The following is a 19,966-nucleotide window of genomic DNA, read 5'->3' as shown; positions in this document are numbered from 1 at the left end:
GCGAGCCATCGACGATCTCGCTCACCGTGGCGGGATCGCCGCCTGACCAGCGACTCCGCCCAACATCAGCCCAACATCACCAAACTTGACTCGATCTTCCCGGCTTCGCCGAATCAAGCCGGGCTAGTCGCGGATGGCAGGCATGGTCCCCGTGGAGTCCTCCGACTCCCGCGGCACCGGATCCGGCAACAACTCCCGAATCCGATCCTGGATCTGCCGGGTGATCACCTCAGCCGCCAACGTACCATCGACCACGAGATACCGCTCGGGCGCGGCCGCCGCCAGCGCGCGGAACTCCTTGCGCACCCGTTCATGGAACTCCAGCGGCTCCGCCTCGATGCGATCGGCCGCCCCGCCCAGCCGCCTCAATCCCACCTGGGGCGGCGTGTCGATGAGCACGGTCAGATGCGGCACCAGCCCACCCGTAGCCCAAGCGTTGATCTTGGAGACGTCCTTGGGATCGAGCGAACGTCCGGCGCCCTGATAGGCCAGCGACGAGTCGACGTAACGATCGGTGACCACCAGCGACCCCCGGTAGAGGGCGGGCCGGATCACCTTCTCCACATGCTCGGCCCGGTCGGCGGCATAAAGCAGCGCCTCGGAACGAGCCGACAACCCGCGCTCGGCCGCGTCGAGCAGGATGGCGCGCAACCGCATGCCGACCTTGGTCGAGCCCGGCTCGCGCGTCTGTACGACGTCGAACCCCTGGTCACGCAGCCAGATGGCGATCAGCCGCGACTGGGTCGTCTTGCCGGACCCCTCGCCGCCCTCGAACGCCACGAACAACCCCGGCACATGCTCGGGCGACTCCGCCGGGAACCGCTCGCCCCGCACCGCGGCGATCAGGTCGGCGGACAGGGAGACGCCCTTCCTGTCGTCCATGTGCCGCAGCGCCAGGATGCCGACGGCCATCGCGAGCACCCCGCCGATCACCAGCACCAGGTTGGACCCGTCGAACCGGTAACCGAACTCGCCCAGATTCAGGATGTGCACGCCGAAGAGCGCCGCCAGCGGGTTGGCCACCGCCACCACGAGCAGCAGCGTCACGCGGGCCGTGGACTGCAGGAACGAGAACGTACGGCCCCGCAGCCCGTCCTCGACCTCCAGCCCGATCATCGTGTAGCCGATGATCCAGGCGATCCCCGCGCACGCCCCCAGCACCACGGTCAGCATGACCACGATCACCAGGTTGTGCACCAGCGCGGTGGCGACGAGCACCACCCCCGCCACCGTGATGGCCAGCCCGAACAGCCGCCGCCTGGACAACTCCCGCAGCAGCCTGAGCCCGAAGAACATGCCCAGTGCCATGCCGACGAAGACCGCGCCGAACACGACGCCGTAGGCCGCGTCGCCGCCCCCGAGCGCCACCACGTAGATCTTCGCGACGCCCACCACGGCCCCGCCCGCCGCGAACGCCCCCAGCATCCCGATGACCAGGCCGCGCACCAGCCGGTTGCCGCCGACGAACCGCCAGCCCTCGACGATCTGCTTGAACACCGAGGGTGTCGAGATCGCGCCGTCGCGCTTGGGGATGCCACGCAGCGTGAAGATCAGGAAGGCGGACACGAGATAGGCGCAGGCGTTCACGATCAGCGCGAGGCCGGTGGCGTCCCAGCCTGACATGAACGGCACCACGCTCGTGGCCACGTCGCCCACCACGGACAGCGCCGCGAAGAGCATGGCCGCGATCGGCGCGGTGCCGTACGTCACCAGCAGGTTGAGCTGGTTGGCCGACTCGAGCTGCTCCTTGGGCACCAGGTTGGGCACCGTGGCGTCCTTGGCCGGGACCCAGAACAGGTTGACGCACTCGACCAGGATGGTCGCGATGATGACCCACTGGTAGCTGTGCACGAACGGAATCGACAACACCACGGCGAACCTGGCCAGGTCCGCCCCGAACATCGTCAGCCGCCGGTCGAACCGGTCGGCGAACACGCCCGCGAGCGGCCCGAGCAGCACGGAAGGCAACATCTTGGCGATGAACACGCCACCGATGGCCAGCGACTGCACCCGGTAGTCGTCGTTCTGGGTGAGGTTTCCGGCGAGTGCGGTCAGCGCCAGGATGTTGAGCCAGTCACCCAGACTGCACACCGACATGGCCGTCCAGAGCCGTCGGAACGGCGCATTGGCCAGCACGTGGGTGGGGCGGCGTCGGCCAGGGGCAGTCATGTTTTCAGCGTATCCAGGTGTTGGCAAGAAGCGGGCGGACAACAGAGGAGCCGGTTATTCCCGGATGCTCGTGGCTGAGGGTATTACGATCGCGGGCTCGCGCGCAGGTTACACACCTCGAATAGGCCCCCAAAAACATCATCAATTCATAACTCCAGCCTCATGTCGGGCCTCTTCCACCAATGGCCACCACTCGGCACGGATGTCCTGCGGCAGGACCAGCTCGTCCCAGAGCTCGACGAGCAGCACTCCGTCCACATGATCGAGCAGCTCCTGGGCCCCACCCTCGCACAACAGCACGGTGTAGGCCGCCCGGCGCGAGTCCCGGTCGGCCAGGTCGTAGACCCCCTCGCGCAGCCGCACGACGCCCAGCGCCGCAGCGACCGGCAGACGCGTCAAACGGCTCGGCACGTGGAACGTCCGGCCATCGCCCGTTACGCGGGCGGCGAACTCGACCTTCGCCTCCAGCACCAGCCGGAACCCGGCCGCGTCGAGGATGCGCCCCGCCGTCTCCAGCGTGGGCGACTTCCGGCCGTGCTCGTAGGCCGACAACGTCGTCCTGGACGTGCCGCTCACGCTGGCCAGGGCCTTCTGGTTGAGGCTCGCGGCATGCCTGGCCTGCTTGAACAGCAGCCCGCCGCGTTTGGCCCAGAAGGCCACGTCCCGCCGTAGCGCCTGCTCCACCGGCGAAGAGATCATGCCCCACCTCCGAAAAGTATCCACTCGGATACTACGCTAGGATGGCAGTGCGTGACTACCGGATCGCGGAAAGTCAGGCGCGCAACTCCAGCATCGTGATCTCGGGCGGCGCCCCGACGCGTACGGGCGGCCCCCAGAAACCGGCGCCCCTGGTCACGTAGACCTGCACGCCGTCGATCGTGGCCAGCCCGGACACCACCGGCTGCTGCAACCCCACCACCAGGTTGAACGGCGCCAGCTGCCCGCCGTGCGTGTGCCCGGACAACTGCAGGTCGACGCCGTGGCGCGCGGCCTGGTCGACCTGGACCGGCTGGTGCGCGAGCAGCACCGTGGACCGGCTGGTGTCACGGTTGCCGAGCGCCTTGTCGAAGTCGGGGCCGTCGTTCGCGGAGGCGCCGTTGAGATCGTTCACCCCGGCCAGGTCCAGCACGGCGCCCTGGTGCCTGATCTCCACACGCTCGTTTCGCAGCGAGCGGACACCGAGTTGCCCGAGCTCCTCGATCCACTCGGCGGGCCCGTTGGGCGCGAAGTACTCATGATTACCAGTCACGAAATATGCCCCATAGCGGGACTCAACGCTCCGCAACGGCTGCGCCAGCGGCCCCAGATCGGCCACCGATCCGTCCACCAGGTCGCCCACGATCGCCACGACATCGGCCTCGAGCCCGTTGATCATGCGGACGATACGCTCGGTGTGCGACCGGCCGGTGAGCGGCCCCAGGTGGATGTCGCTCACCACGGCGAACCGCAGGCCGCTGAGCCGCGGATCCAGCTTCGGCAGCGCGATCTTGACCGATTCGAGCACGGGATCGCCCAGGGCGCTCGTCAGGCCGTACCCGACAGTCCCCAGCGCCCCTGCCCCGGCGATGGCCGCGGTGGTCCGCCCCAGGAAGAGCCGCCTGCTCATGGGAGCGGGCGCGGGCGGCTCCACGGGCGCGGCAGGAGCGGGCGCGCCGGCCATGACCGCGACAGGCTCCGGCGCCCGCACGGGCGTGCGCAGGAACGACCCGGCCACGGCCCGTGGTATCTCCAGCACGACGAAGAACACCAGCAGGTAGAACAGCAGCGCCAGCCAGAGGTATCCCGGCCAGGCCAGCCAATGCCACTCCGCCGTCCGCGTGCCCGCGAACGTCGCCGCGAGAAGCCCGGCCAGACCCACGAAACCCCAGGTCAGCGCCTTACGCAACCGCCCGGGGCCGGTCGTGGAGCGCACCATCCGATGCCACAGATAGAAATGCGCCACCAGGACGACGCCGGCCAAGACCAGGAACACCACGTGAACGATGCTACTTGCGGCGGCCGCGTCCAGCGGCCGCCGCAACTGGCTACGACTTGGCCGCGGGCTTCTTCGCGGGCGGCTTCTTCGCCGGAGCCTTCCGCGTCGTGGTCTTCTTCGGCGCGGGCGCCCGCTCACGACGCTCGGCCAGCAGCTCGGCCGCCCGCTCGATCGTGATGTCCTCGACCGCGTCGCCCTTGCGCAACGAGGCGTTCGTCTCGCCGTCGGTCACATAAGGGCCGAACCGCCCTTCCTTGACCACCACGGGCTTCTTGGAGTTGGGGTCGTCGCCGAGCTCGCGCAGCGGCGCCGCCGCCGCGGCCCGCCCCCGTCCGCGCTGCTTGGGCTGCGCGAACAGCTCCTTCGCCTGGTCGATCGTGACCGTCAGCAGGTCATCCTCGGAGGCCAGCGAACGCGAGTCCGTCCCCTTCTTGATGTACGGCCCGAACTGCCCGTTACGCGCCACGACCTCCTCGCCCTCCAACTCGCCCACGACCCTGGGGATCGTCAGCAGCGTGAGCGCGTCCTCAAGCGTGATCGTGTCCAGCGACATCGTCTTGAACAACGAGCTCGTACGCGGCTTCGGCGCATCGGCCTTCTTCGTCCGCCGCTTGGGAGCCTCCTCCTCCGCGGGCGCCTCCGGCAGGATCTCCGTCACATAAGGCCCGTACCGGCCGTCCTTGGCCACGATCATGTGCCCGGTCACCGGGTCGTGCCCCAGCTGCCGATCAGCAGTCGGCCGCGAGAACAGCTCCTCGGCCTTCTCCGCGGTCAGCTCGTCGGGCGTCGTGTCCTCGGGCACGTTCACCCGGGCGCCGTCCCTGTCCAGGTATGGACCGTATCGCCCGACCCGGATGACGATGTCCGTACCCTTGATCGGGAACGAGCTGATCTCCTTGGCGTCGATGTCACCCAGGTCGGTGACCATCTCCTTGAGTCCCTCATCGCCGTCGGTGCCGTAGTAGAAGCGCTGCAGCTCGGGCACCCGCTCCGCCCGGTCGTTGGCGATGTCGTCGAGCACCTTCTCCATCTCGGCCGTGAAGTCGTAGTCGACCAGGTTGCCGAAATGCTGCTCCAGCAGGTTGACCACCGCGAACGCCAGGAACGACGGCACCAGCGCCGTGCCCTTCTTGAACACGTAGCCGCGGTCGAGAATCGTCCCGATGATCGACGCGTACGTCGACGGCCGCCCGATCTCCCGATCCTCCAGCTCCTTGACCAGCGACGCCTCGGTGTAACGCGCGGGCGGCTTGGTCGAGTGGCCGGCCACCTCGAGCCGCGTCACGCTCAGCGCGTCGCCCTCGGCCAGGTTCGGCAGCCGCTTCTCCGAGTCGTCGCGGTCGGTCGAGGGATCGTCAGAGCCCTCGACGTAGGCCTTGAGGAACCCGTAGAACGTGATCGTCCGCCCGGAGGCGCTGAACTCGACGTTCTCGCCGGACGACGACCTGCCCGCCACCTTCACCGTGACCGACTCGCCCACGGCGTCCTTCATCTGCGAGGACACGGTCCGCTGCCAGATCAGCTCGTACAGCCGGAACATGTCACCCGACAGCCTGGTCTCACCAGGCGTGCGGAACTCCTCGCCGGACGGCCGGATCGCCTCGTGCGCCTCCTGCGCGCTCTTCACCTTGCTGCTGTAGACGCGCGGCTTGTCGGGAACGTACGCGGCCCCGTACAGCTTGATCGCCTGCGACCGCGCGGCGGTCACGGCGGTCTCCGACAGCGTGATGCTGTCGGTACGCATGTAGGTGATGTAGCCGTTCTCGTAGAGCCGCTGCGCGACCTGCATCGTGTATTTCGCGGAGAAGCCCAGCTTCCGGCTGGCCTCCTGCTGCAATGTGGTCGTCCGGAACGGCGCATAGGGCTTACGCGTGTACGGCTTGCGCTCGACGGACTTGACCGCGAACGACGCCCCCTGGAGCCGGCCCGCCAGCTCACCCGCGGCGGCCTCGGACAGGTGCAGCACGTCGGCGTTCTTCAGCCGGCCCGTGCTGGCGAAGTCGCGCCCCTGCGCCACCCGCCTGCCGTCCACGACCGCCAGCGTCGCGGTGAAGTCGCGCGGCCGCTCCTCCGCCTTGTTGGTGTCGAAGAGCGCCTGCAGGTCCCAGTAGTGGGCGGGCGTGAACGCCATGCGGTCCCGCTCGCGCTCCACCACCAGCCGCGTCGCCACCGACTGCACCCGACCGGCCGACAGGCGCGGCTTGACCTTCTTCCACAGGACCGGGCTGACCTCGTAGCCGTAGAGGCGGTCGAGAATGCGCCGCGTCTCCTGGGCGTCGACCAGGCGCAGGTTGAGGTCGCGCGGGTTGGAGACCGCGTCCCGGATGGCCTGCGGAGTGATCTCGTGGAACACCATGCGATGCACGGGGACCTTCGGCTTGAGCACCTCGCGCAGGTGCCAGGCGATGGCCTCGCCCTCGCGGTCCTCGTCAGTCGCCAGATAGAGCTCGTCAGCGTCCTTCAGCAGCTGCCGCAGCTTGTTGACCTGCGACCTCTTGTCGGGGTTGACGACGTACAGCGGCTCGAACTCGTGCTCGACATTGACACCCAGACGCGCCCACGGGGCCCCCTTGAACTTCTCAGGGATGTCGTCGGCCCTCTCCGGCAGGTCGCGGATGTGGCCGATGCTCGATTCGACGATGTAGCCGCGCCCGAGGTACCCGGCGATCGTCTTCGCCTTCGCGGGCGACTCGACGATCACCAGGCGTGTTCCGCCGGCGCTGCCGTTCTTGGCTGGCACGCTGCTTCCTACCTCGCTGTTCGCTTGCAAATCCCCCTGGCCGTGAGTCGGCACAGACTGAAAGGTAACCCGACTCGCGGAAATTTCCTTCCCCCCGGGCTACCCACTAGCTTCCGGGTCCACCCACAAGCACGCAGAATAAGGCCCATCGAGCGGCAAGGCGCCCTGACTCACCCTGGAGACTAATCGTTGTGCTCGACTACTCCTACATGGATATCTTCATTCCGCGCGACCTCACTCGCGAAGCAGCACGTCAACTGCTGACCGAACACGCAGAGTACGGCCAGTGGGAGCTCGCCCGCGTGCGGGTCCACCCCGACGGAAGCCGTCATGTACGACTACGTCGTAAGATCCTGCGGGTACGCAGCACGCTTTGACCATGGACATGGCTTTGCCCGCCCCGGGCCGCGCCCCCGGAACGGGCAAAGCGTCTATCGCTGACTACTCACGGGATGTGAGCAGCAGCCGTACCTGGTTTACGTGCTTGCCGATTCCCTTACTTACGGCCGAACCGGAACCGGCGGGCAGCCCCGAACAGCATCGCCGAGGCGGCGAACAGCGAGCCGAGGACGAGAGCGAGCAGAGAGCCCGAGTTCATCCCGGTGACGCCCGCGGGCTGCTCGGCGCTCATCAGGCCGAGGTCGACCGGCAGGCCGCTGGTGGCCGCGGCCACCGCGCCGCCGACGGGGGTGGAGGCGATCAGCGCGGTCGCCGGGTCCAGCGCGGAGACCGCGCTCGACGATCCGGTACGCCCGGCGCCGTCGACCGGGGCGGACACCGCGGTCTTCGCCGGCTTGGCCGGGGTCTGCGCCTGGGCGGGCAGACCCGGCAGCTCGGGCAGGTTCGGCAGGCCGAGCACCTGGGAGGCGTCCCCGACCACCGGAAGCGATGTGGAGGCGTCCCCGACCACGGGCAGCGACGTGGAGGCGTCACCCACCGCAGGCAGCGCCTTGGACACGTCGCCGAGCGCGGGCAGCGCCTTGGACGCGTCCCCGACCACCGGCAGCGCCTGGGAGGCGTCGCCGACCACCGGCAGCGCCTTGGACGCGTCGCCGACCACCGGCAGCGCGGTCAGGCCCGCGCCCTGCTGCGGCTGGGCGGCCCCGCTGACATCCTGCAGCGGCTGAGCGACGCCACCGATGTCCTGGAGCGGCTGGGCGACGCTGCTCACGTCCTGCAGTTGCGCGGTGATGCCGCTGACGTCCTGCAGCTGCTGGGTGACGCCGTTGACATCCTGCAGGCCGCTCAGGGCCGGTACGGCGGGCAGCATGGGCAGCAGCCCGCCCTGGGGAGCCGCGGCCTTGCCGGTGGCGCGGAGGAAGCGGTCGTAGCCGCCAAGCCCCTCGTAGCCGGGCCGGCCGACGCGCGACCCGCCGAGGCACCCGGCCGCGGCGTCGCCCAGGACGGCCGCGGCGTTGCCGCAGACGTTGATTGGAGCGGTGATCGGCGCGATGAGCTGGTTGCCCGCCAGCACGCCCGCCTTGCCGGAGGTCGTGTTGCCGCCACCGCCCACGCCGCGGTGCGGCCAGACGCCGGCCCCACCCTTGCAGTGGGCCTCGGACGCCCCGAGCAGCGCCGCGGCGTTGCCGCAGACGTTGACCGGAGCGGTGATCGGCGCCACGAGCTGGTTGCCGGACCCGACGCCCGCCCGCCCGGAGGTGTGGTTGCCGCCCGCACCCCTGCCGCCGTTCTTGACGTGGGCGCCGCCCTGGCAGCCCGCGAACGCGTGGCCGAGCACGGCCGCCGCGTTGCCGCAGACGTCGACGGGAGCGGTGATCGGCGCGACGGCCTGGTTACCGCTCAACACGCCCGCCTGCCCGGAGGTGGTGTTGCCACCCGCCCCGGAGCCGCCGCCGGAGTTCTCGACCTTGGAGCCGCCCTTGCAGCCGGCGGGCGCGTTGCCCACGGCGTTGCCGCAGACGTCGACGGGCAGGCTGACCGGGGCGACGACCTGGTTGCCGCTGCCCGCCCCGAAGCGCCCGTCAGTGTCGTTGCCGGTCGAGCCGGCGGCCATGTGGCGCTGGTAGCCACGCCCGGGGCCGCCGTCGTTGGTGACGGTCGAGCCGCCCCTGCAGCCCGCGAACGCCTTCCCGAACACCGCCACCGCGTTCCCGCAGATGTTCACCGGCGCGGAGATCGGCGCGATGACCTGGTTGCCGCCGAGCACGCTCGCGTCGCCCGACGTGCGGTTTCCACCGGCCCCCACACCTGTGTTGTAGACGCTGGAGCCGCCCTTGCAGCCCGCCGTCGCGTCCCCGAAGATCGCGACCGCGTTCCCGCAGAGGTTCAGCGGGGCGCTGATCGGCGCGGTGAGCTGGTTGCCGCCGAGCACGCTCGCGTTGCCGGAGGTACGGTTGCCGCCCGCACCACCCTTGCCCTGGTTGCGAACGGTGGCCCCGCCCTTGCAGCCCGCGTCGGACTTGCCGACGAGGGAGACGGCGTTGCCACAGGCGTTGATCGGCACGCTGATCGGCGCGTTCACCTGGTTGCCGCCGAGCACGCTCGCGTTTCCTGAGGTCCTGTTGGGGATGCCGCTCCTGCCGTCGTTGACGACCTCGGCGCCGCCCTGCGAGGAGGCGTTCGCCGAGCCGGCCCCGGCGACGGAGTTGCCACTGATGTCGATGGGAAGCGAGATCGGCAGGTTGACCTGGTTGCCGCCGCCGACGGACGCGTTGCCCGAGGTGTCGGCCAGCGCGGTGCCACTGCCGCCGAACGACATGACGGCCACGGCCAGCAGGGCCGCGGGGGTCGATGCCTTCGCCCACGTACGCATGATGAATGCTCCTAGTGGTTCTTGGGGGGATACCTGAACGGCTCGCGGGCAGCCCGAGGCCATGCGAGGTTTCGCGCACAGCGGAGACCTCAGACTCGTTCGCGAACCAACTGAACTGACGTGTTCACCCGCCGGCGGAGGGGATGTTCGCCACGCTCCGCCGCATTGCTCGAGCAGGGACCGATGGCTGGTGAAAGCCGCGACCGGTGCCTGGTGGGCGGGGATCAGTCAGGTGAGAAAGAGGGGTCGTCCGCCGCTGTGCGGACGACGGGGGGAAGCACGGACGCCAGGAGGGCGCGCCGAGCCTGGAGTCGCGGTTCGAACACGGACCTCGCGACATCCCCCGTTGCGGGCCCGAACGGGCCGCTGCCACCGCCATTGGGCGCCAAGCCATTGGTGTCCAGGATCTTTCCGGCGGTGGATGGTGCAGGCAGGCCAGGATCCTGCTGGCTGTTGAGCCCATCAACCGTACGGCCGGCCATCGCCTCGGCATTGTCCGACGCCGAGACGTGTTCGCGGCCGGCGAGGCCGTCGGACTGAGCTGCGCCGACGCCTGTCGCCACGGTCGCCGAGGTGGCGTCCGCGGTCGTGGCCGTGGCCGCAGTCGCCGTGGTGGCGTTCGCGGCCGCCGGAGCAGCGGTGAGCATGCCGAACACAACAGCAAGCAGCCACCCGGCGGCCACAAGGGCGCCAATCGCGACTACCCGCACGACGAGCCGACGGGCACCGGCCGCGAACCGCGCCATCCGGTCAACCCGATCGGTGGTCGCGTCCTGCGCCGGGACGGTCACGGGCATGCGGCACGCCGCGAGGGACATCGCCCTCAGCCGCTGCACCGCCGCGCGCGCCACGTGACCTCCCCAGCTCCAGAACCGGCCTCACGTCGTGAGGCCGGTCCGTGGACTCACCCCTCAACGGTCCGTAACCGTAGCAGCACCCAAGGTTGCCGCAAGTGCTTTTCACCTGAGACCCAGAAATCAACCAAGCCCCCATGACCCAAACCAACCCCAACTGCCCCATTACCACTTGGCGGACACCACGAAAGCACCATCAGGAGCCCCCGACCAGGCCATCCCGCCTGCCTGGCGACTTCTGGGAGGGGCGGGAATTCTTGGTATGACGCACTCCTCAGAGTTTGCTAACCTTACTGAGCCGACGCGGGATGACGGTCCCGCGTGCAGGCACCAAGTCCGGGTGGCGGAATAGGCAGACGCGCTAGCTTGAGGTGCTAGTGCCCAGTGATGGGCATGGGGGTTCAAGTCCCCCCTCGGACACGAAAGTTGTACATAGCTGGGCATTTCCGGGCATGACGCTACGTCACCCTGGCCCAGCCTTCGGCTGACGCCGGGATCAGGGCTTGCTGACCTTCCTCCTTCCAGCAAGCCGGAGACATCGGAGCACGGTGTCTTGTCTGCTACAAGTCAGCGGGCGGGATCCAGGATGACCTTCACCTCCTCTCGCGTGTCCGCCCTCAGGGCGCGAGTCTCGGGATCGTAGACCAAGGTGATGCGGTCGGCGCGCAGACGGCCGATGATGTCCGCGACGCCGAGCGGCAGAGCGCTGGTCGGCCAGTCGGCGAGATCAGGTCCGGCCAGCAGCACGTACAGGGCCGGCAGGTGCGGCAGGATGCGATCCTGGCGGATGTAGAGGTTCTTGGGCCGGTCGGGATCGGGGCGGCTGGCGCTGCTGTGGCCGTGCCGGCAGCGGTAGGCGGCCCGGTTGTTGGCCCAGCACGATTCCAGCCGTCGGCCACAGATCCCGCAGCGCAACAGCCCGGCCAGCAGATAGCAACGCTCCGAACGCGTTCCCTCGGCTGCCGCACGCATCCCTTGGACCGCGATGAAGTCCGCCTCGCTGACCAGTGCCAGGTGCGCGGGACGGGTGGAGATGACCCAGCCGTCAGGCAGATTCCACCGCTGCACCTGCCGATGCCCCAGCCCGGTGTTGCCCGGATCGATCAACTCCTGCTCGCTCGGCTGCCGGTTCCACACCTGCCGCCCCTGTGCCGTGCCAATACTCGTGTCCTGGCTCTCACCTGGGATGCAAGCGATCGCTAAGCCGCTCGACGGTACTGATTGATCAATCCCGAGACAGCCTTGGTCCGTCGGACCGGCGCCCTCATGTCGATCAGCCGGCCGGGCTCGTGCAGTGGCGGGGTTTGATCTCGGGACTGATGCGGTCGGTGATCGTTATAGTGCCGCTCGAATTCGGTGAGCACCCGGCGCAGATGCCGCTCACCATGGACCAGCACGTGGTCTAGGCACTCACGCCGTAGTGTTCCGGCAAATCGCTCTGCGTAGCAATTCGCTCGAGGGGCCCGCGGCGGAATCTTGAGGATGCGTACGCCGGAGCCAGTGAGCACCCGGTCGAAGACCTGGGAGAATTTGCCATCGCGGTCTCTGATGAGGAACTTGAACCGGCCGAAACGCTCCCCCAGGTCCATCAGCAGGTTCCGGGCCTGCTGAGCGGTCCACGCCCCGGTCGGGTGAGCGGTGACGCCCAGGATGTGGATACGACGGGTTTCGATCTCCATCACGAAGAAGATGTACAACCGCTTGAGGAAAACGGTGTCGACGTGCACGAAGTCACAGGCCAGCAGGCCGGCGGCCTGTGAGGCCAAGAACTGCCGCCAACTCGGTGACACTTCACGTGGTGCCGGGCCGAGCCTGGCCGCCGCCAGGAGGCGGCGGATCGTGCCCTCCCCCACCCGATGTCCCAAGCCGATCAGCTCACCTTGAATCCTCCGATAGCCCCACCGGGGATTCTCCTTGGCCAACCGTACGACCAGGTCACGCACCTCCTCGGCGATCGGCGGACGGCCGGCGTTGCCCGGGTAGGTCCAGTGCCGCTTGACCAGCCTGCGGTGCCAGGCCAGCAGAGTGCCCGGCGTCACGATCCGATACCCCCGAAACCGGCGCGGAAGGCGCCGCGTGAGCGCGGCCAGGATCGCCCGGTCGGCCCAATCCGGCCGCGGACGAGCCACCTGACGGCGCAGCACCGCCACCTCATGCCGCAGCACGAGAATTTCCACTTCCTTGGAGGCATCGCTGCGGGCCAGCAGGATCAGCCAGTCCACAACCCGGATGAAGATCAGATACAGCAGACGGAAGCACACGAAGAGCGAGGATAAACCGCAGGTCAACCACCCTGTACAAGTATTGGCACAGCACAGGCGTCCTCGGGAATGGGGCCAGCAGTAGGCGTGACAGGCATCGAACGACGTTCACATCCTTCACATGACCGGGATGTCACCTTCCAGCGTTCCTGTCTGTCCCTGCGTGGAAGGGCAGGCGACCTGGGCGGCTCACGCCTATCTGGTCCGGCCGTGTGGAGGCGCTGGCCGGCGCGCATGAGGCGATCTCGGCGCATCACGGCAACAATTACCTGCCGCTGCTGGAGCAGTACTACAGCTCCCACCGCGCGGCGCTGTTCACCCTCCTTGATGCGATCGAACTGGAGGCCAATATGGCCCTTGCGCTGGTTGACGGGGGTTTGTCGGGTGATGCATCCTGCCCGAGGACGTCCCAAGGGGCGCTCCGACGGTCGCCCGGGGGGAACGGGTGGCGGTGCCGTCGGAGCCCGCAGCAGACGGGCGGGACGTCCTTCCACGCCCCGGCTACAGGGCCTGAGCAAGGGGATATCCGCATGCAACCGTATCCGCAGCCGACGACACCGTACATGGACGCCGTCGTCACCGAATTGAAGCAGGTCTCACCGGGCCTGGAGAAGACGGTCTGGGAACTCACCACCGGCAACAAACTCGACCTTTCCGGAACCGACCCGGCATCGTGGCTCCTGCCGGTACCCGACTTTTGGGGCCTCGACGTCCCTCCCACTCCCGGCGGCCAGGCCAACCCGGGAGTCCGCGCCCTCCTGCACAAACTGGAGACCAACATCTCCCAGGCGAAGCGCTGCGTAGACATCACCGGATTCGGGGTGATCGATTCGGCGTGGTCGCCCGGCGGACCGTTCCCGGACGGGCTGTTCCTCGACGCCATGGCCAACGGGATCCGAACCGCCGCGCGGGGATTCACACCCGCGAGAAGGCTTCAGGTGCGGGTCATGACCGGCGTCCTGAACGACCCCACGGCGGACCCGTGGCATTTTCTCCACAAACTGAAGGAGATGCTCGAACCCGTGGACGGCAACGTCGAGCTCATCGTCGCGGCGATGACGACCCGCGGTATCACGTCGTACAACCACACCAAGTTCGTTCTCGTGGACGGCCTGACCGTCGTCCACGGCGGCGTCAACTGGATGGCGAACTTCTACTACCAGGACGGCCCGGCGAATTCCCGGGGCGGCGGGGCTCCGGTGACGGACCTCGACCTGGCACTGCGCGGCCCGGCCGCCTTCTCGGCCGGGAGGTTCCTGGACATCCTGTGGGGGTGGATCTGCCTGCACGATGATCCCGGACTCCAGTCACCGGTCTGGGTCGCCACGGACGCCACCGGCCCCGACGAATCCAGGGCCAAGGCAATGGCCACGCTCTATCCCGAGAAATTCCGTCCGCTGCCGGAAGCCGACGGCGGACTGAAGGTGCTTTCCGTCGGGAGCCTCGGATACGGCGTCATGGAAAGGGACAAGCTTTCGAAGTACCAGCCGCCGTACGTCGTCCATGTCGAGGGTGCCGCGTGCGACAACGCGGCACCCTCCGGGGACGGGGACGAGAACGGCGACGGGGCCGTCGAGGCCTACCTGCGCAAGTGGGACATCGACTTGAGCTGGCGCACGGCGAACAACGAGACCAACACCGACCGCGACTTTATGACGGTCAATCCCGACGCCAATGCTCTGCGCGCGCTGGTCGCCTGCGCCAAGAAGAAGATCGTTCTGGTGCAGCAGGACATCAGCGGCGTCGCCCGGTTCCCGTTGTTCCATGCCAAGTTCGACGTCCGGCTGTTCGACGTTCTCGCCGCTAAACTGCTGAACGGCGTGAAGGTCCGGATCGTCGTCAGCAACCCGGGCCCGCCGGACTACTCCAACATCGACGACATCGTCGCCGAGACGGCCCGGCCACTGTTCGAACGCGTCCTTCTGCAGGCCCAGGACGTCGCTGCGGCGAACAAGGCCATGAAGGACCACCTGCAACTGGCGCCGTTCCGCGTCTCCAATTCTCCGACCTGGCGCAACGGTCACAAGTGCCGTCTCCACAGCAAGGTCGTCCTAGTCGACGACACGGCGTTCTACATCGGTTCCAGGAACGCCTACCCCGACACCACCCAGGACTACGGCTTCATCATCGACGACCGCTCCGCCGCCGGGCAGCTCGTCTTCAGGTTCCTCGACCCGGCATGGCGCTATTCCCGGGCTGCCGCGTTCTACGACTACACCAACCCGGACCTGGTCACCCCCGTCTTCGCTCTGCCGCCGGAAAAGGACGTCATTCCGATGCGGCCGCCGGCCAAGAAGAAGTGACCTCCGGCGCAAGGCGTCTTCCGGCTTGAATTTCGGCGGAGAAGAACTCGTTACGCTCTCTTCTGCTCGGCCAAGACCGGCGAGCAGAAGAGAGCGCATACGAACCGGCTCACCGCCGAGCCGCAGTCGTGGGGGCACCGACGAAATTCCTGACCTGCGACGACGCACCTGGTGCCGTGATCAGAGCGCCGACCGGGGACTCATTGACGATCTTGCCGCTCAAACTGGAAGATGATCTCCCTTAGTGTGGAAGACGATCATCGTGGAAGTCGCGTCTTCCCAGGTCAACGAATTTCGTCGGTGCCCCTTCACTTTACGTGTGGTCTTGCGAGCTGCCTGGAGGACAAGCCGGGCGGTGACCCGGGCGCTGTCGTGATACAGCTGCGGCAACACCGAGGTGTAGGTGTCGGCGGTGAGCACGATGCTGGCATGTCCGAGCAGTGCGCCTGCCGAAAATTCCATCCATGGAGGTCAAGCGGCATGTGAGCACTCGTGGAGGACTCCGCCGAGCCGGTCTTGTCGGCGTACCTTCAGGTCGATGATTCGCTCTGGATCCATGATCGGATTGGGCACGGCGCGCAGCGGGGCCGCTTGGTCCAGGGCTTGATGGGCGCGGTGCTGGTTATAGGTGACAACCGTTCGTACTCGTGTAGTGCGTGACGCAGGTGGCGTTCGTTCCACAGGAGGCACCGGTCGAGGAGCTCGCGGCGGCAAGACTGCACCCACCGCTCCATGATCGAGTTCATCCGCGGTACCCGGATCCCGGTGAGCACGGTCTGGATACCGGCGTCGGCGAGGATGTCGTCCATGAGGGCGGGGAACTTCGCGTCCCGGTCTCGGATCAGATAGCGGGCTCGGCAGCCCGCATCTTCCAGGTCCATCACGAGATTCTTGATCGCCTGGATGACCCAGTTTGCGCTTGGGTGAGCGGTGGTGCCGAGCACGCGGATGCGCCTGGTGGTGTGCTCGATGACGGCCAGGATGTATTGGCGCTGGCCGTTGAGGGTGATGGCCTCGATGAAGTCGCAGGCCAGCAGCGCGTCGGCTTGCGAGCGTAGGAAGTCGGCCCAGGTGCTGGACGCCCGCCCGGGCGCCGGATCGAGACCTTCCTGCTTGAGGATCTCCCAGACGGTGGACGGCGCGACCTTGATGCCGAGCGTGGCGAGCTCTCCGTGCACCCACCTATATCCCCAGCCCGGGTTCTCCTTGACCAGGCGCAGGATGAGAGCGCGGATGGAGCGGACCGTGGGGGGACGTCCAGGCCGTTTTGGCCGGCAGGTACGGGCATGGCGCCGTTTCATCAGATCGCGGTGTCAGCGCAGGACGGTATCCAGCCGGACGAGAAGGCGTAGCCGGCGTAGGACCTCGCGGGGCAGCGCTGTCAGGAGCGCGGCGAGAAAGGCCCGGTCTTCCGGGGCGAATCTCACCCGGGTGTCGTCGCCGAGTTGCCGTTCGAGGACGGTGATCTGGTGACGCAGGGCGAGAATCTCGACGTCCTTGTCCCGATCTCCCATCGGCAGCAACCGCAGCGCGGCGAAGGCGTTGGTAATAGTCAGATAGGCCAGGCGAAGGAGCATGACCGATCATCATGCCGCACTGCGCCTGCCGAAAATTACATCCGCCCAGGTCATGACCATATGAGGGCTTCGCATGGCGTGCGCGCGTTCCTGTCACCAGGAGGCGGAATCGCGTGCGGCAGGATGATCAGTCGTGCTCCTTCGCCTGGTCTACCTTGCCGTCACGAACACATTTGCTGCATGCAGCTCGACGAGCACGCATTGCCGCTACATGCGACGCACTGCTGTCGCTCACCTCTGTGTCGCGCCCTTGCACGTGCAGACACCTTCCGTAGTCAAATATCGCGACGATAGGAACAAAGCACGCACAAGGGCACGAAGTGACCTCATTATGGGCCTAGTAGCCGCCCGATAGAAGAGGATTCTCATCCATGAGGAGAAAATCTATAACCGCACATGCATTTGCACATGCGCCTCAGCCCACGAACCGTCATAATCTGGGGCGACGATGGACGAGAGCCACAGAAGCGGCAACTCATGTTGCGCCGCTCAAACCAGCCCTGCCGATCACTGGGCCACAAGCAAAGGGAGCATCACTTTGTGATCTTGGTCTTCTTAACAAGATGATCTTTATTGCGCACCCAACCTCCGCTTGACCCAAACATCGGCGGATGCACACGAGGATCGACGGGCCGGACCGAAAGCCCGTCGGCTTCTTGCCCATACCGCTGGCTTCCCGCCGCCCCCTCACCCCGAACCAGGCAGGCACACCCCTGCCGACCTAGCGTCAGCCCCCGTTCACCCATGAGGCAACGACAGCTGTTTCAGAGTCTGAGCACTTCAACGTCGAGGGTGCTGGGTGCTACACGGTTTCCAATCTCGATCCATCTGACCGAAATGAGAAGAAATGAGCGTCATCACGCGCATCGCACTCTGCTTGACCGTCGCCATACTGCTTTCACTGGTGATAGCGCTCATCGCACTCATCGTGGCGAGGGAGAACGGCGTACTGATGGCCGGAGCTCTTGTATGGAGCGGAGGCACGTTCATCGCGACAGCCACCCTTGTCACATCAATCATGAACCACACGGGGGCGTTCGACAGGGGGCAGAAGAGCCCCTAACCGGGTGCTGATCGAATCGGCACCTCGAATCGACAGGGGCCAGCCTGGCAGACGTGCATTTGGAGCTGCTCGGGGTGTACGGCGAGCCGGGCCGCGATCTGCGGGAGCGCGTCGTGTCCGTCGCTTACCCACTGATCGCGCCCCGCCTGCCGGAGCCCGTCGCCAGCACCGACGCCTCCTGGACTCCGGTGGACGACGCCCTGTCCCCACGATGGAACTGGCGTACCCCCGCATCGTCGCCGACGGCATGGAGCGGGCGCGTACCAAGCTCGAACACACGGCACTCGCCACCGCTCTCGGCTCTTCCGGGCGGGTCTGATCGCGGTGCTGTATCCCCCGACGATGACCCCGTTCGGCGCACGCCGCAGAAGGTCCGCAGTCATGATTTTGATCCTCACCTCACTGGACCTGAAATCAAGCCGTCGGGTGCATCGCCATGACGCTGGCACGCGGCTCGAGGTTGGCCGACTCCGCGACGGCGGCAGCGAAAGTGTTCATGATGGCGAGGTAGGCCAGGCGAAGGAGCACGACCGCTTAGATCCCGCTGCACGAGGAGCCGCAGCCGGCGCAGAACCTCGGGCCGCGCCCGCTGGCGCGGCGATTCGATTGGGCGGGGCTACGGGCCACCACCTACGCCCTGGATTGCTACGGAGCTAAGCCGTGGCGCATGGACACGACCACCTACGAACGGGCGCGGATCCATGGCGAGTCCGAACCCCTGAAGGGTAGCCCGCCGGCCAGCCCTTGGGCACCTGACCTGACGGCCGAATGACGGCAGCTGGACGCGCCGTCATGGAAGAGCGGATCCTTAACGAAGCGGTCGCTGATCTGGTGAGGAAGTAGAGCGAGTGCCCGAGGATCGCTGTGGTCCTCAATGGCCACCCACATCTCCAGGGTGACATCACTGCGTAGCGATACCGGCTCAGCGAGCTCGCCCGTCGGGGTTTCTCTCCAGACATCGGATCGCGGTGGTGGCCGCTCGGCAAGCGTGCCTTTGCCACTCTATGGCTGTCCAGTTCGTCTACGACGCGCGGCACGCTGTTGTACGCTACGGCAGCCACCCTGACTGCTCCGGCGGGAGGATTTCGTGCCCGAGAGCGAGCCACAGGCCGGCACCCATCCGCGTTGGCTGCTGCCAGCGGCCATCGTCGGGATGCTCGTCGCCGGTGGCGGCTTCACGTGGCTGCTGATCAACGCGGGCCTTGACCGCGCCGACAAGATCAGCAGCGTCACCGCTGTGGCTCTCGGCCTGCTGTTGGCCAGCAGCTCCGGCCTCAGCTGGCTGTATCGGCACCGGGCCACCCCTGCTGCGGAGGCAGACAACCGGTGGGGAGTTGGAGACGTGGTCACCGAAATCGGTCGCCTTGAGGACCTGCCAGGTTGGCCAGTCAGTTACCCCGGCTATCGGTACGACAGCGAAGGGTCCACAACGGTGCGAATCTTCGGCGGCGAGAGACCCGCTGTCATCGATGGGTTCCCAGCGACGATGAACGGCTGCGCTCACCAGCAGTTCTTCGTGCGGTGGCGGACCCTCGGCGAAGAACAGGTCAAGGTACAGGTGGTCGCGTCGCCGGATCTCATCCCCATCGCCGAGCCTGTCGAGGGCGGCGCCGGGTGGATCGCGTCGCACGGCTGCGGCCAGCCGTCCTGGACGGTCGCCGCGGAGTCGCACATTGTTGACATACACGTACGGTGGCAGCGGTGGGTTCCCGATACGTCACTGAAAGGCTGAGAGCCTGCACACAATTGGAGAAGCCTGATCGCGCTCGTCTTGCCTATCCCGTTGTAGCCCTCCAGCTTACAGAGCAGGATATGAGGGATCTCTCCAATGATCTTTAGGCCTCTCCTGCACTCGGCCTCAATCGTCACGCGCATCGGCCACCAGCCTCTCCATGACAGGAACGCTGTCGAAGGCGTCACTGGCGCTGGCTAGAGCAGTAAGCAACTCCATGCTGAAATTCGGACGGGGAGGCCACGTATCAGTTGGCCCCCCGGCAGTGACTGCCTGTTCAACGTCTTGGACGACTCTCAACATCCGCTCACCGAGGTCACGCGCGTTAGCCATACCCCTCCCTTCCAGTCCGAGCCGTAGCACGTCCCCGGCTCTGTCCGGACAAGCAGCTCAGCCTGGATCCACGGCTTGAAATCTGATGCGAGTGTCGTGAAATGAAGTGAGGTGCCCCCTGACCTGGGATGATTGGAGTTCTTCACGCTTCAACCAGCCAGTTCAGAAAGGCACCTCGTAAGTGCA

16 protein-coding genes and 1 tRNA gene are annotated in these 19,966 nt (G+C 67.0%); 6 read left to right on the top strand and 11 right to left on the bottom strand.

Going from position 1 to position 19,966, the window contains the following annotated elements; translation table 11 throughout:
* Positions 1–123: 123 nt before the first annotated feature.
* The 4 genes from tmk to topA form a co-directional block, all read right to left on the bottom strand.
* The gene (gene tmk / locus ACFLIM_RS48785) at positions 124–2,169 is read right to left on the bottom strand and encodes a dTMP kinase (protein ID WP_393177506.1); all 2,046 of its coding nucleotides are present in this window, start codon (positions 2,167–2,169) and stop codon (positions 124–126) included.
* Between the two features lie 141 nt (positions 2,170–2,310).
* A complete protein-coding gene (locus ACFLIM_RS48780) occupies positions 2,311–2,868 on the bottom strand; it encodes a helix-turn-helix transcriptional regulator (RefSeq protein WP_393177504.1) in 558 nt (185 codons plus the stop codon).
* 73 nt (positions 2,869–2,941) lie between these two features.
* Positions 2,942–4,144, bottom strand: a complete 1,203-nt coding sequence (locus tag ACFLIM_RS48775; protein ID WP_393177502.1) for a metallophosphoesterase — start codon at positions 4,142–4,144, stop codon at positions 2,942–2,944.
* 49 nt (positions 4,145–4,193) lie between these two features.
* On the bottom strand, positions 4,194–6,884 hold the full coding sequence (gene topA, locus ACFLIM_RS48770; protein WP_393177500.1) for a type I DNA topoisomerase: 2,691 nt from the start codon (positions 6,882–6,884) through the stop codon (positions 4,194–4,196).
* Positions 6,885–7,075: 191 nt separating this feature from the next.
* On the opposite strand from topA, the gene ACFLIM_RS48765 reads away from it, so the two are divergent.
* Complete coding sequence (locus ACFLIM_RS48765; protein WP_449291504.1) at positions 7,076–7,261, top strand: DUF5703 family protein; 186 nt, start codon at positions 7,076–7,078, stop codon at positions 7,259–7,261.
* A gap of 119 nt (positions 7,262–7,380) precedes the next feature.
* Here the strand turns inward: ACFLIM_RS48765 and ACFLIM_RS48760 are convergent, their stop codons facing one another.
* Entirely contained in the window at positions 7,381–9,657 is a 2,277-nt protein-coding gene (locus ACFLIM_RS48760; RefSeq protein WP_393177498.1) for a chaplin family protein, read from the bottom strand.
* 224 nt (positions 9,658–9,881) lie between these two features.
* Positions 9,882–10,508, bottom strand: coding sequence for a hypothetical protein (locus ACFLIM_RS48755; protein WP_393177496.1), 627 nt, complete (start codon positions 10,506–10,508; stop codon positions 9,882–9,884).
* 337 nt (positions 10,509–10,845) lie between these two features.
* Here ACFLIM_RS48755 and ACFLIM_RS48750 point away from each other — a divergent pair.
* A tRNA-Leu gene (locus ACFLIM_RS48750) sits at positions 10,846–10,931 on the top strand.
* Positions 10,932–11,078: 147 nt separating this feature from the next.
* On the opposite strand, the gene ACFLIM_RS48745 is transcribed toward ACFLIM_RS48750, so the two are convergent.
* On the bottom strand, positions 11,079–11,648 hold the full coding sequence (locus ACFLIM_RS48745) for a zinc ribbon domain-containing protein (protein ID WP_393177494.1): 570 nt from the start codon (positions 11,646–11,648) through the stop codon (positions 11,079–11,081).
* 62 nt (positions 11,649–11,710) lie between these two features.
* Entirely contained in the window at positions 11,711–12,772 is a 1,062-nt protein-coding gene (locus tag ACFLIM_RS48740) for an integrase core domain-containing protein (RefSeq protein ID WP_393177492.1), read from the bottom strand.
* A 212-nt stretch (positions 12,773–12,984) separates the two neighbouring features.
* Here ACFLIM_RS48740 and ACFLIM_RS48735 point away from each other — a divergent pair, with 212 nt between their 5' ends.
* Positions 12,985–15,075 carry a hypothetical protein gene (locus tag ACFLIM_RS48735; RefSeq protein ID WP_393177490.1) on the top strand — a complete coding sequence of 697 codons (2,091 nt, stop codon included), beginning with the start codon at positions 12,985–12,987 and terminating at the stop codon, positions 15,073–15,075.
* 219 nt (positions 15,076–15,294) lie between these two features.
* Here ACFLIM_RS48735 and ACFLIM_RS48730 read toward each other — a convergent pair whose 3' ends face one another.
* The 3 genes from ACFLIM_RS48730 to ACFLIM_RS48720 form a co-directional block, all read right to left on the bottom strand.
* Positions 15,295–15,537 (bottom strand): hypothetical protein, encoded by a 243-nt coding sequence (locus ACFLIM_RS48730; RefSeq protein WP_393177488.1) that lies wholly within the window; start codon positions 15,535–15,537, stop codon positions 15,295–15,297.
* A gap of 68 nt (positions 15,538–15,605) precedes the next feature.
* Positions 15,606–16,253, bottom strand: a complete 648-nt coding sequence (locus tag ACFLIM_RS48725) for a hypothetical protein (protein WP_393177486.1) — start codon at positions 16,251–16,253, stop codon at positions 15,606–15,608.
* Between the two features lie 135 nt (positions 16,254–16,388).
* On the bottom strand, positions 16,389–16,652 hold the full coding sequence (locus ACFLIM_RS48720; RefSeq protein WP_393177484.1) for a hypothetical protein: 264 nt from the start codon (positions 16,650–16,652) through the stop codon (positions 16,389–16,391).
* 847 nt (positions 16,653–17,499) lie between these two features.
* Here ACFLIM_RS48720 and ACFLIM_RS48715 point away from each other — a divergent pair.
* From ACFLIM_RS48715 to ACFLIM_RS48705, 3 genes are all read left to right on the top strand, one after another.
* Positions 17,500–17,715: a hypothetical protein gene (locus tag ACFLIM_RS48715; protein ID WP_393177482.1), complete on the top strand. Its 216-nt coding sequence runs from the start codon at positions 17,500–17,502 to the stop codon at positions 17,713–17,715.
* A 538-nt stretch (positions 17,716–18,253) separates the two neighbouring features.
* Positions 18,254–18,487 carry a DUF2399 domain-containing protein gene (locus ACFLIM_RS48710; protein WP_393177508.1) on the top strand — a complete coding sequence of 78 codons (234 nt, stop codon included), beginning with the start codon at positions 18,254–18,256 and terminating at the stop codon, positions 18,485–18,487.
* A 315-nt stretch (positions 18,488–18,802) separates the two neighbouring features.
* A complete protein-coding gene (locus tag ACFLIM_RS48705; protein WP_393177480.1) occupies positions 18,803–19,447 on the top strand; it encodes a hypothetical protein in 645 nt (214 codons plus the stop codon).
* Positions 19,448–19,966: the final 519 nt, after the last annotated feature.

Source organism: Nonomuraea marmarensis, from assembly GCF_043197025.1.
GTDB classification, from domain to species: domain Bacteria; phylum Actinomycetota; class Actinomycetes; order Streptosporangiales; family Streptosporangiaceae; genus Nonomuraea; species Nonomuraea marmarensis.
This window is presented reverse-complemented; position numbering and strand designations above follow the sequence as displayed.